This is a genomic window from Xanthomonas sp. WHRI 6106 (assembly GCF_040202405.1).
Taxonomy (GTDB): Bacteria; Pseudomonadota; Gammaproteobacteria; order Xanthomonadales; family Xanthomonadaceae; genus Xanthomonas; species Xanthomonas cannabis.
This window is the reverse complement of sequence record NZ_JBEGFC010000002.1, coordinates 272,618-288,754: the sequence shown is the minus strand read 5'-3', so window position 1 is coordinate 288,754 and position 16,137 is coordinate 272,618. Positions and strand designations below refer to the sequence as shown.

Annotated in this window: 16 protein-coding genes and 1 tRNA gene; all 17 read left to right on the top strand. The window is 65.9% G+C overall.

Annotated features, from left to right (window positions below; translation table 11 throughout):
* Positions 1 to 84: 84 nt before the first annotated feature.
* The 17 genes from ABQZ09_RS04485 (at position 85) to ABQZ09_RS04405 (ending at position 14,618) form a co-directional block, all read left to right on the top strand.
* Complete coding sequence (locus ABQZ09_RS04485) at positions 85 to 612, top strand: GNAT family N-acetyltransferase (RefSeq protein ID WP_047695294.1); 528 nt, start codon at positions 85 to 87, stop codon at positions 610 to 612.
* A 63-nt stretch (positions 613 to 675) separates the two neighbouring features.
* Positions 676 to 1,347, top strand: coding sequence for an alpha/beta fold hydrolase (locus ABQZ09_RS04480; RefSeq protein ID WP_349776206.1), 672 nt, complete (start codon positions 676 to 678; stop codon positions 1,345 to 1,347).
* An 89-nt stretch (positions 1,348 to 1,436) separates the two neighbouring features.
* Positions 1,437 to 2,165 carry a YebC/PmpR family DNA-binding transcriptional regulator gene (locus ABQZ09_RS04475; protein ID WP_047695292.1) on the top strand — a complete coding sequence of 243 codons (729 nt, stop codon included), beginning with the start codon at positions 1,437 to 1,439 and terminating at the stop codon, positions 2,163 to 2,165.
* Between the two features lie 129 nt (positions 2,166 to 2,294).
* The gene (gene ruvC / locus ABQZ09_RS04470) at positions 2,295 to 2,819 is read left to right on the top strand and encodes a crossover junction endodeoxyribonuclease RuvC (RefSeq protein ID WP_039563630.1); all 525 of its coding nucleotides are present in this window, start codon (positions 2,295 to 2,297) and stop codon (positions 2,817 to 2,819) included.
* 157 nt (positions 2,820 to 2,976) lie between these two features.
* Positions 2,977 to 3,561: a Holliday junction branch migration protein RuvA gene (ruvA, locus tag ABQZ09_RS04465; RefSeq protein WP_039413813.1), complete on the top strand. Its 585-nt coding sequence runs from the start codon at positions 2,977 to 2,979 to the stop codon at positions 3,559 to 3,561.
* Positions 3,562 to 3,614: 53 nt separating this feature from the next.
* On the top strand, positions 3,615 to 5,522 hold the full coding sequence (locus ABQZ09_RS04460) for a potassium transporter Kup (RefSeq protein ID WP_184556735.1): 1,908 nt from the start codon (positions 3,615 to 3,617) through the stop codon (positions 5,520 to 5,522).
* 157 nt (positions 5,523 to 5,679) lie between these two features.
* Positions 5,680 to 6,720: a Holliday junction branch migration DNA helicase RuvB gene (gene ruvB / locus ABQZ09_RS04455; RefSeq protein ID WP_184388252.1), complete on the top strand. Its 1,041-nt coding sequence runs from the start codon at positions 5,680 to 5,682 to the stop codon at positions 6,718 to 6,720.
* A gap of 52 nt (positions 6,721 to 6,772) precedes the next feature.
* Positions 6,773 to 7,231 (top strand): tol-pal system-associated acyl-CoA thioesterase, encoded by a 459-nt coding sequence (gene ybgC, locus ABQZ09_RS04450; RefSeq protein WP_349776205.1) that lies wholly within the window; start codon positions 6,773 to 6,775, stop codon positions 7,229 to 7,231.
* A gap of 11 nt (positions 7,232 to 7,242) precedes the next feature.
* On the top strand, positions 7,243 to 8,022 hold the full coding sequence (tolQ, locus tag ABQZ09_RS04445; protein WP_039415390.1) for a protein TolQ: 780 nt from the start codon (positions 7,243 to 7,245) through the stop codon (positions 8,020 to 8,022).
* 178 nt (positions 8,023 to 8,200) lie between these two features.
* Positions 8,201 to 8,650: a protein TolR gene (tolR, locus tag ABQZ09_RS04440; protein ID WP_039415386.1), complete on the top strand. Its 450-nt coding sequence runs from the start codon at positions 8,201 to 8,203 to the stop codon at positions 8,648 to 8,650.
* Complete coding sequence (gene tolA, locus ABQZ09_RS04435; RefSeq protein WP_039415383.1) at positions 8,640 to 9,680, top strand: cell envelope integrity protein TolA; 1,041 nt, start codon at positions 8,640 to 8,642, stop codon at positions 9,678 to 9,680. Before tolR ends, tolA begins: the two co-directional genes overlap by 11 nt.
* A 265-nt stretch (positions 9,681 to 9,945) precedes the next feature.
* Complete coding sequence (gene tolB / locus ABQZ09_RS04430; RefSeq protein WP_047695287.1) at positions 9,946 to 11,265, top strand: Tol-Pal system beta propeller repeat protein TolB; 1,320 nt, start codon at positions 9,946 to 9,948, stop codon at positions 11,263 to 11,265.
* A 57-nt stretch (positions 11,266 to 11,322) separates the two neighbouring features.
* A complete protein-coding gene (pal, locus tag ABQZ09_RS04425) occupies positions 11,323 to 11,841 on the top strand; it encodes a peptidoglycan-associated lipoprotein Pal (protein ID WP_039415542.1) in 519 nt (172 codons plus the stop codon).
* A gap of 6 nt (positions 11,842 to 11,847) precedes the next feature.
* Positions 11,848 to 12,666 carry a tol-pal system protein YbgF gene (gene ybgF / locus ABQZ09_RS04420; protein WP_039563636.1) on the top strand — a complete coding sequence of 273 codons (819 nt, stop codon included), beginning with the start codon at positions 11,848 to 11,850 and terminating at the stop codon, positions 12,664 to 12,666.
* Between the two features lie 42 nt (positions 12,667 to 12,708).
* A complete protein-coding gene (gene queE, locus ABQZ09_RS04415) occupies positions 12,709 to 13,392 on the top strand; it encodes a 7-carboxy-7-deazaguanine synthase QueE (protein ID WP_228314221.1) in 684 nt (227 codons plus the stop codon).
* 429 nt (positions 13,393 to 13,821) lie between these two features.
* A complete protein-coding gene (gene queC / locus ABQZ09_RS04410) occupies positions 13,822 to 14,496 on the top strand; it encodes a 7-cyano-7-deazaguanine synthase QueC (protein ID WP_349776204.1) in 675 nt (224 codons plus the stop codon).
* 46 nt (positions 14,497 to 14,542) lie between these two features.
* Positions 14,543 to 14,618 (top strand) — tRNA-Lys (locus tag ABQZ09_RS04405).
* Positions 14,619 to 16,137: the final 1,519 nt, after the last annotated feature.

The window sequence follows — 16,137 nt, the reverse complement described above, 5'->3', positions numbered from 1 at the left end:
ATCTGCCGATTCCCGATTCTCCACTTGCAGCAGCGCCGCCGCATGCGAGAAGCTGCCACGTCCCATCCGGTACGAGAGGCCCGCATGACCCGCATTCGCCGCGCCACACCGGACGATGCCGAAGCGCTGTCGCTGTTGGCCGCACAGACCTTTACCGAAACCTTCGGGCATCTGTATCCAGAAGAAGACCTGCGTGGTTTTCTCGAAGAAACGTATGCGGTCGAGCGCGCGCGCATCGTGCTGGCGCATCCGGACTACGCGATCTGGTTGCTGGAGATGGACAACCTGTTGGTTGGTCATGCCGCCGCCGGCCCCTGCGGGCTGCCGCACGCAGACGTACGCCCAGCCGATGGAGAACTCAAGCGGCTGTATCTGCTGAAGGACTACCAGAACAGCGGTTGGGGCAGCCGGCTGTTCGAAACCGCACTGGAGTGGCTGGAGCGCGACGGCCCGCGCACCCTGTGGATCGGCGTGTGGTCGGAGAACTTCGGCGCGCAGCGGTTCTATGCGCGCTACGGTTTCGAGAAAGTGGGCGAGTACGACTTCCCGGTTGGCAAAGTTGTCGATCGCGAACACATCCTGCGTCGCAGGCCGCTGATTGCGGCCGATTGACGGCATGCCGGCACCGTCCGCACTTGCCCGGCGATTGCGCGCCACCTGCAGGCAATCGCGCTGATGCCCGGCGCGGCCGCTGCATTTCCAGGTGCAGCCAGGCGCGCCTCGCGCGAGCCGGCGACCACCGCCGACGTGCTGCTGGTCCACGGCATCTGGAACACCGCGCACTGGCTGCTGCCGCTGGCCCGGCGGCTGCGGAGCGAGGGACTGGCGCCTGCAGTGTTCGGCTATGCCAGCGTGTTCGGCGGTCCGGCGCAGGCAGTGCCGCAATTGATCGCGCGGCTGCGCGCCAGCCGTGCACAACTGTTGATCTGCCATAGCCTCGGCGGCCTGGTGGCCCTGCAGGCGTTGCAGGACGCGCCCGATCTGCCGGTGCGTCGGGTGGTCTGCCTTGGCTCGCCGCTGCGCGGCAGTGCCGCCGCGCGCAGCCTGGCCCGGCGTGGCGGCGTATGGGCCATGGGCCGCAGCGCCGCGCTGTTGCAGCACGGGTTCACCCGTTGGGACGGGCCGGCCGAGATCGGCCAGGTGGCCGGCTGCGTGCCACGCGGCGTCGGCCGCTGGCTGGCGCCACTGGACGCCGGCTCCGACGGCACCGTTGCGCTGGCCGAAACCCGCCTGCCCGGCCTGCGCGACCATTGCGTGGTGGAGGCCAGCCACAGCGGCTTGTTGCGCTCGCCCGAGGCGGCCCGGCAAGCCCTGGCCTTCCTGCGCTACGGCCACTTTGCGCCTTGAACATCCGCTGGCGCATGTCGGCGCCCCGGTGCGGGCGGGCAATCAGGTAAAATCCGCGCCCTGTCATCCAAGCCAGTCTGGAACCACCCATGGGTAGAGGCCCCTCGATCGAAGGCCGCAAGAACGCCTCCGACGCCAAACGCGGCAAGATGTTCACCAAGATCATCCGCGAGATCAGCGTGGCCGCCCGCGCCGGTGGCGGCGATCCTTCCAATAACCCCCGTCTGCGCACCGCCATGGACAAGGGCCTGTCGGCGAACATGTCCAAGGACGTGATCGAGCGCGCCATCAAGAAGTCCACCGGCGAGCTGGAAGGGGTGGAATACGAAGAAGTGCGCTACGAGGGCTATGCGCCCGGCGGCGTGGCGGTGATCGTGGACTGCCTGACCGACAACCGCGTGCGCACCGTGGCCGACGTGCGCCACGCCTTCAGCAAGTGCGGCGGCAACATGGGCACCGACGGCTCGGTGGCCTTCATGTTCAAGCGCCTGGGCGTGCTGAGCTTTGCCGCCGGCACCGACGAAGACACCCTCACTGACGCGGCCATCGAGGCCGGCGCCGACGATGTGGTGGTGTACCCGGAAGACGGCGCCATCGACGTGCTGACCGCCCCGGACGCCTTTGCCCAGGTCAAGGACGCCCTGGTCGCTGCCGGGCTGGAACCGGCGCATGCCGAAATCACCTTCCGCGCCGACAACGACATCGCCGTGGACGGCGACACCGCCGTGCAGGTGCGCAAGCTGCTCGACATGCTCGAAGACCTGGACGACGTCCAGGACGTCTATTCGAACGTCGACCAAGCGGCGCTCGGCGCGTAAGCGCCGGGAATCGGGAATGGAGAATCGGGAATCGAAACAGCAGCATCCTGCATCGCTCGGCAATATCGAGCACGCCAGTAGGCCGCTTTACCCATTCCCGATTCCCGACTCCCCAATCCCGGCCTCTAGATGACCCGCATCCTGGGCATCGATCCCGGCTCGCAGCGCACCGGCATCGGCATCATCGATATCGACGAGGGCGGGCGCAGCCGGCATGTCTACCACGCCCCGCTGGTGTTGCTGGGCGAGGGCGACTTTGCGCAGCGGCTCAAGCGCCTGCTGCATGGGCTGGGCGAGCTGATCGAGACCTACCGGCCGGACGAGGTAGCGATCGAGAAGGTGTTCATGGGCAAGAGCGCCGATTCGGCGCTCAAGCTCGGCCATGCACGTGGCGCGGCGATCTGCGCGGTCGTCATGCGCGACCTGCCGGTGCACGAGTACGCTGCCACCGAAATCAAGCTGGCGCTGGTCGGCAAGGGCGGTGCGGACAAGGTGCAGGTGCAGCACATGGTCGGCATCATGCTCAACCTGAAAGGCAAGCTGCAGCCCGACGCCGCCGACGCACTGGCGGTCGCCATCACTCACGCCCACGTCCGCGCCACCGCGCAACGTCTGGGCGTCAATACGCAACAGGCCTGGAGCCGCAAGAAATGAGAATCGGGATTCGGGAGTCGGGATTGGGGATTCGCAAAAGCGGGTCCGCTTGCGCTGAGCGGATCGAGATGTATGCGGCAGGCGTTAACGGCCGCGAGGGAAATAACCAATCCCCAATCCCGAATGCCCAATCCCGGCACCGCCCCGGCGGTGCCCAATGATCGGCCGTCTGCGCGGGATCCTGGCCTACAAGCAGCCGCCGTGGCTGGTGATCGACGTGGGCGGGGTGGGTTACGAGCTGGAGGCGCCGATGAGCACCTTCTATGACCTGCCCGACGTCGGTCGCGACGTCATCCTGTTTACCCATTACGCGCAGAAGGAAGACAGCGTGGCGCTGTACGGCTTCCTGCGCGAGGGCGAGCGGCGGCTGTTCCGCGACGTGCAGAAGGTCACCGGCATCGGCGCCAAGATCGCGCTGGCAGTGCTGTCCGGAGTCAGCGTGGACGAGTTCGCCCGCCTGATCACCAGCGGCGACATCACCGCACTCACGCGCATCCCCGGCATCGGCAAGAAGACCGCCGAGCGCATGGTGGTGGAGCTGCGCGACCGCGCGGCCGACTTCAGCAGTGGTGCGCCGATCACCGGCCAGCTCGGCCCGGATGCGGTGTCCGAAGCCACGGTGGCCTTGCAGCAGCTGGGTTACAAGCCGGCCGAGGCCACACGCATGGCACGCGAGGCCGGGGCAGAAGGCGACGACGTCGCCATGGTCATTCGCAAGGCCCTGCAGGCCGCGCTGCGTTAAGCAGCCTCGACCTTTCCCATTCTTCACGCCCTTCGGCGATACCCTGCCAACCCATGTCACAGACCTCCACTCCTGCAGCGGGCCACGGCCACGCGCCCGCCAACAGCCATATGGCCTTGGTCATCGGCGCCATCGGCGTCGTGTTCGGCGATATCGGTACCAGCCCGCTGTACACCCTGAAGGAGGCGTTTTCGCCGCACTACGGGCTGAGCAGCGACCACGACACGGTGCTGGGGGTGCTGTCGCTGGCGTTCTGGGCACTGATGATCACGGTGACGCTCAAGTACGTCACCATCATCATGCGCGCCGACAACGAGGGCGAGGGCGGCATCATGGCGTTGATGGCGCTGACCCAGCGCACCCTCAAGCAGGGGTCGCGTTCGGCGTATGTGGTGGGCATCCTCGGCATCTTCGGCGCCTCGCTGTTCTTCGGTGACGGCGTGATCACCCCGGCCATCTCGGTGATGGGCGCGGTGGAAGGCCTGGAAATCGCCGCGCCCAGCCTGCATCCCTTCATCGTGCCGATCACCGTGGTGGTGCTGCTGATCGTGTTCATGGTGCAGCGTTTCGGCACCGAGACCGTGGGCAAGGTGTTCGGCCCGATCACCTGCCTGTGGTTCCTGTCGCTGGGCGCGATCGGCGCCTGGAACATCGTCGATGCACCGGAGGTGATGAAGGCCTTCAACCCGTGGTGGGCGATCCGCTTCTTCATCGAGCACGGCTGGCACGGGGTGTTCATCCTGGGCGCGGTGGTGCTGGCGGTGACCGGCGGCGAGGCGCTGTACGCGGACATGGGGCACTTCGGCGCGAAGCCGATCCGCCACGGCTGGTACTTCTTCGTGCTGCCGATGCTGCTGCTCAATTACCTGGGCCAGGGCGCGCTGGTGCTCAATCACCCGTCTGCGCTGAAGAACCCGTTTTTTGAAGCGGTGCCTGGCTGGGCGTTGTACCCGATGATCATCCTGGCCACGCTGGCGGCGGTGATCGCCTCGCAGGCGGTGATCACCGGCGCCTATTCGGTGGCCCGTCAGGCCATGCAGCTGGGCTACATCCCGCGCATGCTGATCAAGCACACCTCGCGCGACACCATCGGCCAGATCTACGTGCCCGGCATCAACTGGCTGCTGATGGTGATGGTGATCGCGCTGGTGCTGATCTTCCGCAGCTCCACCAATCTGGCGGTGGCCTACGGCATCTCGGTGTCGATGACCATGCTGATCGACACCCTGCTGCTGGCCCTGGTCGCCCGCGCGCTATGGCCGCGCTGGCGCAACTGGGTGCTGCCGCTGTGCGTGGTGTTCTTTGTCATCGAACTGGCCTTCGTGATCGCCAACGGCGCCAAGCTGCTGCAGGGTGCCTGGTTCCCGCTCGCGCTGGGCATCGTGGTGTTCACCCTGATGCGTACCTGGCGCCGCGGCCGCGCGCTGCTGCGCGAGGAAATCCGCAAGGACGGTATCCGCATCGACAGCTTCCTGCCGGGCCTGATGCTGGCCCCGCCGGCGCGCGTGCCGGGCATGGCGGTGTTCCTGACTGCCGACCCGATGGTGGTGCCGCATGCACTCATGCATAACCTCAAGCACAACAAGGTGCTGCACGAGCGCAACATCTTCCTCAACGTCGATACCTTGCCGATTCCGTATGCGCCGGTGGACAAGCGCCTGCAGATCGAATCGATCGGTGACGAGTTCTACCGCGTCTACGTGCGCTTCGGCTTCATGGAGACGCCCGACGTGCCGCTCGCGTTGATGCGCTCCTGCGACCAGGGCGGCATCCATTTCGACCCGATGGACACCACCTTCTTCGCCAGCCGCGAGACCATCGTGGCCAGCGCCAACCGCGGCATGCCGATCTGGCGCGACAAGTTGTTCGCGCTGATGCATCGCAATGCCGCGCCGGCCACCGGTTTCTTCCGCATCCCCGGCAATCGCCTGGTGGAGCTCGGCGCGCAGGTGGAGATTTAAATGCCGGGACCCGGGACCCGGGGCCGGGGACCCGGTAAAAGCGGGCTGCAGTCTTCTACAATTGCCGGATCATGATTTCTTTCCTGTCCTCCGCTGCCCCGCCCGCAATCGCACGCCATGCGCTTGCCGGGTCCCCGGTCCCCGGTCCCGGGTCCCGCTGATGGACCAGCGCATCATCGCCAGCAGCTCCACCCGCGAGGACGAAGCCGCCGATGCGAGCATTCGTCCCAAGCGCCTGGCCGACTATCTCGGCCAGCAGCCGGTGCGCGAGCAGATGGAGATCTACATCCAGGCGGCCAAGGCGCGCGGCGAGGCCATGGACCATGTGCTGATCTTCGGCCCGCCCGGGCTCGGCAAGACCACGCTCAGCCATGTCATCGCCAACGAGCTGGGCGTGAGCCTGCGGGTGACGTCCGGCCCGGTGATCGAGAAGGCCGGCGATCTTGCGGCGCTGCTGACCAACCTGCAGCCGCACGATGTGTTGTTCATCGACGAGATCCATCGCCTGTCGCCTGTGGTGGAGGAAGTGCTGTATCCGGCGATGGAAGATTTCCAGATCGACATCATGATCGGCGACGGCCCGGCTGCGCGCTCGATCAAGATCGACCTGCCGCCGTTTACCCTGATCGGCGCCACCACGCGTGCCGGCCTGCTGACCGCGCCGTTGCGCGACCGCTTCGGCATCGTGCAACGCCTGGAGTTTTATTCGCCCCAGGAGCTGACCCGCATCGTGATCCGCTCGGCCGCGATCCTGGGCATCGACTGCACACCCGAGGGCGCCGCCGAAATCGCGCGCCGCGCCCGCGGCACCCCGCGGATCGCCAACCGCCTGCTGCGCCGGGTGCGCGACTACGCCCAGGTCAAGGCGGCCGGCCACATCGATCTGCCGGTGGCGCAGGCCGCCATGCAGATGCTGAAAGTGGACCCGGAAGGCTTCGATGAGCTCGACCGCCGCATGCTGCGCACCATCGTCGAGCATTTCGATGGCGGCCCGGTGGGCGTGGAATCGCTGGCCGCCTCGCTGTCGGAAGAGCGCGGCACGCTGGAAGACGTGATCGAGCCCTACCTGATCCAGCAGGGCTTCCTGATCCGCACCGCGCGCGGCCGCATGGTCACCACCAAGGCCTATCTGCACCTGGGCCTGAAGCCGCCACGCGACCGCGCCGCAGGCATCGGTGAACCGGGAGAGCTGTTTTGATGGCGCTCCGTTCGTCGCCAGCCGCGGCCGTCTCGACCATCAATCGGTGCCCATGACCACCAATCCCGTCATCCCGAATCTCGAATCCCCGCCTGTATTCAGTTGGCCGACACGCGTCTACTGGGAAGATACCGACGCCGGCGGGGTGGTCTACCACGCGCGCTACGTCGCCTTCCTGGAACGTGCGCGCACCGAGTGGATGCGCGCGGCCGGTTACGGGCAGGACCTGATGCGCCAGGACCACGGTCTGGTGTTTGCGGTCCGCTCGATGCAACTGGATTTCCTCAAGCCGGCCCGGCTCGACGACGCGCTGTCAGTGTCGGCGGTGCTGTTGAAATGCAGACGGGCCAGCCTGCAGTTTGCGCAGTCGGTCCGCCGCGAAGGCGAAGTGCTGCTGACGGCCGAGGTGCGGATTGCCGCACTCGCTGCCAGCGACTTCCGCCCGCGCGGCATGGACGATGCGGTATACGACGTGTTGAAAGCTTTAGAAACCACAGAATCCGATTACTGAGGAACGAACGGATGTCGATTGCATTGCTCCTGGCCCTGCAGGACACGGTAGTGGAAGCACTACCGCAGGACGTCACCGCGGCCGCGGCGCAAACCGCCACGGCGGCGCACAACAGCAGCATCAACTACGTGGATCTGATCCTGCGGGCCAGTATCCCGGTGAAGATCATCGTGCTGTTGCTGTTGATCGGCTCGTTCATCAGCTGGGTCATCATTTTTCGCAAGGCGCGCGCGTTCAAGCAGGCCAACCGCGAGGCCGATGAATTTGAAAACCGCTTCTGGTCCGGTGCCGACCTGGCCAAGCTGTACGCGTCGGCGACCGACCGCAACCGCACTGTCGGCGGCCTGGAATCGATGTTCGAAAGCGGCTTCCGCGAGTTCTCGCGGTTGCGCGACCGCCGCCGCCTGGACGCACGCGTGCAGCTGGAAGGCGCACAGCGCGCCATGCGTACCGCCTTCACCCGTGAGGTCGACCAGCTCGAGCGCAACCTCGAACTGCTGGCCAACATCGGTTCCACCGCGCCGTACGTCGGCCTGGTCGGCACCGTGTTCGGCATCATGGTGACCATGCACGACATGGTCAGCAGTGGTGAGCAGGCCGGTATCGCCGCGGTGGCACCGGGCATCTCCGAAGCCCTGTTCGCCACCGCCATCGGCCTGTTCGTGGCGATCCCGGCCGTGTGGGCCTACAACCGCTTCACCACGCGCGTGGAACGGCTGTCGGTGCGCTACGAGACCTTCGCCGACGAGTTCAGCTCCATCCTGCAGCGCCAGGCCGGCGCGGACGAGTAATGCGCGTGCCTTGCAAGCCTGTGACGGTTCGCGCATCCGGCCATGGGCGCCGCGCCGCAGTGGGTGGAGCCCGCCGCGCGCAAGCCAGCGCACGGACGTGCGCGTCGGCCTGCACTAGCGAGCCACTCGCGACAGATCGCACATGCATGTGCGAGGGATTAATTAGGAACGTTTCGCGATGATCTCCGGTATTTCCCGCCGTAAGAAGCGCAAGCTCAAATCCGACATCAACGTCGTGCCGTACATCGACGTGATGCTGGTGCTGCTGATCATCTTCATGGTGACCGCACCGTTGTTGACCCTGAGTACAGATGTCAGCCTGCCGAGCTCGCGCGCCAAGGCGCTGGAGAGCAAGCAGGACCCGATCGTGGTGGTGGTCGCCGCCGATGGCCAGCTGGCATTGCAGCTGCCCAAGGGCAAGCCGCAGGCGATGGACGTCGCTGCCCTGCAGGCGCAGTTGGCCGCCATCGTGGCGCAGGACAAGGACGCGCGCGTGGTCGTGGCCGGCGATCGCGCCGCGCCGTACCAGAAGATCATGGACGCCATCGACGTGCTCAAGCAGGCCAAGGTCGAGAAGGTCGGCCTGATCTCCGACTCCGGCGGCACTGCAGGCAGCGATGCACGCTGACGCACTCCCGACCCAAGGCGCGCGCGAGGATGGCTGGCTGCGACCGGTCATGCTGGCCCTGGTCGTGCACATTCTGGTCGCGCTGGTGTTCATCGCCGGCTGGCTGTGGTCGCCCGAACGCTCGGTCGAGCCGGCCGCGGGCGACCCCAGCATGGAAGCCTCGCTGGATGTCTCTGCCGCGGAGGCGCGCGTCGCGCGCCAGGCGTTGAAGGCCACGCCGGTGGAAGCGCCGCCTCCGCCGGCACCATTGCCCGAGCCCGCACCGGAAGACACCGTGCCGCCACCGCAGCCGATTCCCGAGCCGCGCCCGCAGGACGCGCCCACGCCGCAGCAGGCGCAGGCGCAGGAACGCGTGGCCCAGCCGGACAAGGTGGACCAGGAGAAGGTCGACGCATTGGCCATTTCCGCCGAAAAGGCCAAGCAGGAGCAGGAAGCCAAGCGCCGCCAGGAGCAGATCGACCTGACCGAGCGCAAGCGGCAGGAAGAGGCCGAGCAGAAATTGCGCCTGGCCAAGCAGCAGGAAGAGGCCGACGCCAAGAAGAAGCAGGCCGCCGCGCAGCAGGCGGCCGCCGATGCCGAGCGCGAAAAGAAGATTGCCGACATCCGCCGGCAGCGCGAGCAGGCCACCAAGGAAGCGGCACTGGCCGAACAGAAGCTGCGCCAGGTGGCTGCCGCGCGCGCCCAGCAGGCGTCCGCGGCCGCGGCGTCCAGCGCGCAGCCGACCGCGGGGCAGGGCGGTACCAGTACCGATCTGTCGGCCAAGTACGCCGCGGCGATCCAGCAGAAGGTGCTGGCCCAGTGGGTGCGCCCGCCGTCGGTGCCGCCGGGTCAGAAGTGCACCATCAACATCCGCCAGTTGCCCGGTGGCAGCGTGATGGAGGCCAAGGTCGCGCCAGGCTGCCCGTATGACGAGGCCGGCCAGCGTTCGATCGAAGCCGCGGTGTTGAGTGCGCAACCGCTGCCGTACCGTGGTTTCGAATCGGTGTTCCAGCGCAATCTGACCTTCGTGTTCACCGCGCAGGACCAGTAACCGGCGTCGGTACTGGCCGGGCCGCGGCTGCCTGCGCGGGCTGCAGCCCGGCGACGACGGCAAGGCCGCCGGAGCCGGTGTACGCGTGACAGCCGCCGCCAGGCAGTGGCGCAGTTGCTGCGCACCGGCGATTGGCCGGCAGTGCCATCCAATTCGCTACACGATCAATCGCTCCATTTTCACGTTGTCTCGTTCACGATTGCGAGTATGTTCACTCGCTGATTGGTATCCCTTGCCCACTTTTCCTGCCCGATCCGAGCCGTCCATGAAAAAACCGCTGCGTTGGCTAGCTGCCCTGACCGCCCTGTTGTTGCCGCTGAGCGCGCTCGCGCAGCAGCAGGGTCTTACCATCGATATCGTGGGCGGTAGCGCCTCGGCCACGCCGATCGCGGTCATCCCCATGCCGTATCAGGGCTCCGGCGCTGCGCCGCAGACCGACGTGTCCGCCGTAGTCGGTGCCGACCTGGATCGCTCCGGCCAGTTCCGCACCTTGCCGGCTGCCCAGATCGTGGAAAAGCCGACCCGCGGGACCGAGGTGCAGTTCCCGACCTGGCGCACGCTGAAGCAGAACTACATCGTCGTCGGCCGTGTGATGGACGCGGGCGAGGGCGCGTATCGCGTCGAATACGAACTGTTCGACGTGGCCAAGGGCGAGCGCCTGCTCGGCCTGGCGATGACCGCGCGCGCCAACGCGATGCGCGATGTTTCGCACCAGATGGCCGATGCGATCTACGAAAAGATCACCGGCGTGCGCGGCGCGTTCTGGACCCGCATCGCCTACGTCACCGCCAGCGGCAAGGGTGGCGCCATGCGCTATGCGCTGATGGTGGCCGATTCGGACGGCTACAACCCGCAGACCATCGTGCGTTCTGCCGAACCGCTGCTGTCGCCGAACTGGAGCCCGGACGGCAAGAAGCTTGCGTATGTGAGCTTCGAGCGCGGCAATTCGTCGATCTATCTGCAGGACATCGCCACCGGCGCCCGTGAGCTGGTGTCCAGCTTCCGCGGCATCAACGGCGCACCGGCGTTCTCGCCCGACGGCCGTCGCCTGGCGCTGGCCCTGTCGCGCAGTGGCAACCCTGAGATCTATGTGATGGATCTGGGCAGCAAGCAGCTGACCCAGCTGACCAACCACTTCGGCATCGACACCGAGCCGACCTGGGCGCCGGATGGCGGCAGCATCTATTTCACCTCCGATCGCGGCGGTCGCCCGCAGATCTACCAGGTGGCCGCCAGCGGCGGCAGCGCCAACCGCGTGACCTTCCAGGGCAACTACAACGCGACTGCCAGCGTGTCGTTCGACGGCAAGAAGATCGCCGTGGCGCAGGGCAGTGGCAACAGCTACCGCATTGCCATGATGGACCGCAGCCTGGGTTCGCCCAGCTGGAGCACGCTCTCGCCGGGGTCGCTGGACGAGTCGCCGAGCTTCGCGCCGAACGCCAGCATGGTGCTGTATGCGGCACGTGAGGGTGGTCGTGGCGTCCTTTATGCGGTGTCCGCCGACGCTCGGGTCCGCCAGCGCCTGGTTCTGGCCGACGGTGATGTGAGAGAACCTGCTTGGGGGCCTTACCGAACCGCGCATTAATGTTAATATTTCGCTGCGTTAAACCACTCATTGGCCCAGAGCCTCCATAGGTATCCCATGAACAAGTCCACCCGCGTCTTGCTTGTCTCCCTGCTGTCCGTTGCCGTGCTGGCTGGTTGCTCGAAGAAGGTGAAGGAAACTCCGCCTGCTCCGACCGACACCACCGCTGGTTCCTCCGTTCCGACCGGCCCGGCCACCTCTGGCCTGTACGGCCCGGGCGACCTGGATACCGATGCCTGCCTGCGTCAGCGCGTTGTCTACTTCGATCTGGATCAGGACTCCCTGAAGCCGGAATTCCAGGCCATCATGGCGTGCCACGCCAAGTACCTGCGTGACCGCCCCTCCTCGCGCATCACCCTGCAGGGCAATGCCGACGAGCGCGGTTCGCGCGAGTACAACATGGGCCTGGGCGAGCGCCGCGGCAATGCCGTGTCCTCCGCACTGCAGGCTGCCGGTGGTTCGGCCAGCCAGCTGACCGTTGTCAGCTACGGCGAAGAGCGTCCGGTCTGCACCGAAACCAGCGAAAGCTGCTGGTCGCAGAACCGTCGCGTCGAAATCGTGTACACGGCTCAGTAAGAAGCGATGCGCTTTCGAGTGACATCCCTGTTCGTCGCGGCGGCCCTTGTGGTCGCCGCGCCGGCTCACGCCCAGCGAGCAAGTCTCGCTGATCGTGTGGCGGTGCTCGAGCAGCAGCAGGCCAACAGTCAGGCCAACAACGATCTGCTCAATCAACTGCAGCAGGCGCGTTCCGACCTGCAGGCGTTGCGCGCGACCGTTGAACAGCTGCAGCACGACAACGAGCAACTCAAGCAGCAGTCCAAGGACCAGTATCTGGACCTGGACGGACGTCTGAACCGGCTGGAAGGTGCAGGTGGCGCAACGCCCCCGCTGCCTCCTGCCACCGGCAGCGTCACCCCAGCCCCGGCTCCGGCCGCGCGGCCTGCAACGGCGGCTACCTCCGAGAAGCCGCCGAGCGTGCATGGCGACCCAGGCACCCTGGCCGTCAGCAATGACGAGCGCACGGCCTATAACGTGGCGTTCGATGCATTGAAGAACGGCAAGTACGACGATGCGTCGCAGCTGTTCCTGAGCTTCCTGGAGCTCTACCCCAATGGCGTCTACACCCCCAATGCCTTGTACTGGCTGGGTGAGAGTTATTACGCCACCCGCAATTTCCAGCTGGCCGAGGCGCAGTTCCGCGATCTCGTCAGCCGCTATCCCACGCATGACAAGGCTGCCGGCGGTCTGTTGAAGCTTGGCCTGTCGCAGTATGGCGAAGGCAAGAACAACGAAGCCCAGCAGACCTTGCAGCAGGTCGTGGCGCAGTATCCCGGTTCCGATGCCGCGCGCGTCGCGCAGGAACGTCTGCAATCCATCCGTCTCGGCCAGCAGCTGCGCTGAGCCCGCGCGTCGTCGCCGGTTGGCGCGGCGCATACCTTGCCCATGAACGCCGCCGCCGTCCCCAGCGAGATCGTCCAATCGCCATTGCCGCGATTGAAGATCACCGAAATCTTCCTGTCCCTGCAGGGCGAAGCCGAGACGGCTGGTTGGCCGACCGTGTTCGTACGCCTGACCGGCTGTCCGTTGCGCTGCCAGTATTGCGACACGGCCTACGCCTTCCATGGCGGGCAGTGGCATGACATCGACGCGATCGTTGCCGACGTTGCAAGCCACGGCGTTCGCCACGTCTGCGTCACCGGGGGAGAGCCGCTGGCGCAGAAGCGCTGCCTGGTGCTGCTGCAGAAGCTCTGCGATGCCGGCTTTGATGTTTCGCTGGAAACCTCCGGTGCGCTGGATGTGTCCGAGGTCGATGCGCGCGTTTCGCGGGTGGTCGACATCAAGACGCCGGCATCCGGTGAGTCGCATCGCAACCGCTGGGACAACCTGGCATTGCTGACGGCGCGCGACCAGATCAAGTTCGTGATCTGCAGCCGCGCCGACTACGATTGGTCGCGCGAGATCGTGGCGGCCCATGCGCTGGATCGCCGCTGCACGGTGTGGTTTTCGCCCAGCAAGAGCGAGGTGACGCCACGCCAGCTGGCCGACTGGATCGTGGCCGATCGGGTGCCGGTGCGCTTCCAGATGCAGTTGCACAAGATTCTCTGGAACGACGAGCCGGGGCGCTGATGCCCGATCACGCGGCGAGGGTCGGGAGCGTCGGTTCCTGATCCTCACGTTCACATGGTTCTTGGGTCCGGATGATCGGGTCCGCATGACCGCCGCGGATCATGGCGTGTGCAGGTCTGTCCTTTGCGAGGTGGCGGACAGCATCTGCCGCGTCGGCGCGACGCTCGCTGGATCGGCGCGCCGTCTACCGAGCCTTCTGGCTGCTGGCCATGGCGTTGCCTCTCGATGCCGCTGCACTCCTGCCTGGGCGCGGGATCGCGCGGCAAGCGTTGTCGCTACCAGTCGGTTCAATGCGTCTGGATGGTCGCGACGGGATGGGGCCGCGTCATCGACCAGACGGTCAAACCTCGTCGGCGCCATCGGCTGCGTTAACCCATCGCGGACCGAGCCTGCTAGCCTTCCCTTTCTGTTGTCATCGTCTGATTGGTCATGAAAAAAGCTGTCGTGTTGTTGTCCGGAGGCATGGATTCTGCCGCCGTCATTGCGCTCGCGCAGGAGCAGGGCTTTGTCGTCTACGCGCTGAGCGTGCGCTACGGTCAGCGCCATACCTCCGAGCTGGATGCGGCCGCACGGGTGGCGGCGGCGCAGGGCGTGGCGGCGCACAAGGTGGTCGATGTGGACCTGCGCAGCATCGGCGGCTCGGCGCTGACCGACGACATCGAGGTGCCCGATGCAGGCGGCGAGGGGATTCCGGTCACCTACGTGCCCGCACGCAATACCATCATGCTGTCGCTGGCGCTTGGCTGGGCCGAAGTGGTGGGTGCCAACGACCTGTTCTGCGGGGTCAATGCCGTGGACTACTCCGGCTATCCGGACTGCCGGCCCGAGTTCGTCCGCGCCTTCGAAGTGCTCGCCAATCTGGCCACCAAGGCCGGCGTGGAAGGTGCAGGCTTGCGCGTCCACGCCCCGCTGCAGTTCCTCAGCAAGGCCGACATCGTGCGCGAAGGCGTGCGCCTGGGCGTGGATTTCGGGCTGACCGTGTCCTGCTACCGCGCCGATGCCGACGGACGTGCCTGCGGCCACTGCGACGCCTGCCGGCTACGCGCAGCCGGCTTCGCCGACGCGGGAGTTCAGGATCCCACGCACTACGCGATTTCGTCTTGACGCCGGTGTAGGGTAGAATGCGCACCCCGACGCACAGTCGGGCAATGGGCCGTTAGCTCAGTCGGTAGAGCAGAAGACTTTTAATCTTTTGGTCGATGGTTCGAATCCATCACGGCCCACCAATCGAATCACCAGCTTGAAAGGCGCCTTGGGCGCCTTTTTTGTGCCCCGCGAAATCTTGCCGCAAGGCGGCTCCGCGATGAAGCGAGCGGAGCAACGCCATGGCCAATCGTTGCGCCGGGGTGGCTCTGCCACTGATACAAGGTTGGGAAGGCCGATGCGTCAACGATGTTCCCGATCAAGCTGCGCCTCAGTTTGATCCGTGGCTTTGTAGGAGAAGCAGAAAGCCACGTCGCGCTGCGCGACTGCAGGAAGCGTGTTGCGTGGATGGCGCACGTGCCAGGGCTCGGGCTTACACCAACATCGACTGCCAGGGTGACCGAGGCCATCGCGGGACTTGCAAGATCGCCCGCGGCGTAGATGCCGGGCGTGCTGGTTTCGCGGAAAACGCTGGCCACGGTCGTGGCATGCGTGGCGCCCGACGCCGATTGCCGATAGGGCCGTGCTTGCAGGTCATGTGATTCGATGTGCCGCAGCCCCACGCGCGCTGACACTCACTGGACGGGTGCGCGACGGCCGCTGCGCTGCGCCGCGTCTGCAGGCACAGCACAAGCGCCAGGGACACCGGGGCATGCATCAGCTCGACGGGCGTGGCAGCCGACTGCCAAACAATCAGCCCCTGCAGATCCACCTTCCGGTGACCTGGAACGTCCTTGCATTGATCGCGCGGGTGTCGACCCGGCCCAGCTGCACCGAGGTGGTCTGTGGAAAGGACTCACGGCATTGCGCTGCGCCTTCTGCCCATTGCTGATGGAAGACTTCGGATCTGCTCGGCCCGCCGGTTTTGAATGACCTCATCTGATCGGTACGGGAGACGGTATGCAACGATGTCGCAGAGGCCGCGGTGGCCAACGTAGCGGACATCAAGACGCCGAACAGGATGGCGTTCTGAAAGACGTTTCTAGACGACCAAGCGCATGTTTTCATCTGGGCGACCACTGCTGAGTGGGTGGAGACACTGAATCCGGGCGCGAGGCTACGGCGCGGATAAGTCGCTCATATGACGATGGCTTTGCCTTGGATAGTGGGTTATTCGCGCATTCAGAACACGGCTGCTTCGGTGGCGCCAGAGCGGCGGTCGCCGGCCGAGCCCAATCGACATCTCACGCTGAAGGCTGCATGCGGGCGATGCGATTAGTCCGGCGCAACGATGTCGCGAAGAACGGCGCCTCGCTGATTCGCGTATGGCAACCCCTATCTGTCGCTAGGATTTGTTTGAGGCAGAAAAGACAGGGTGGCCCGGGTAATTGCATTCGATGAAATGGGCGAATGCGGTCGGCGAGTCGGCAAGTTGAGTGACCACCCGGAGCGCCCCCGGCGTGGATCGGGTCGTGTTGATGAAGCAATGCCGCGTTGGCCACATGCTTTGGGTCAAACTCGCGCATGTCGCGTATCTGGTATCGAAGGCTGAGCGAGGTTGCGCGCACGGTGCGACAAGGCGTCATATCGCTGCAGGGTGTCGCGCACAGATGCCGCGTCGCATGGACCAGATCGATTTGTTGAGTCCGCTTATTCAGGGCG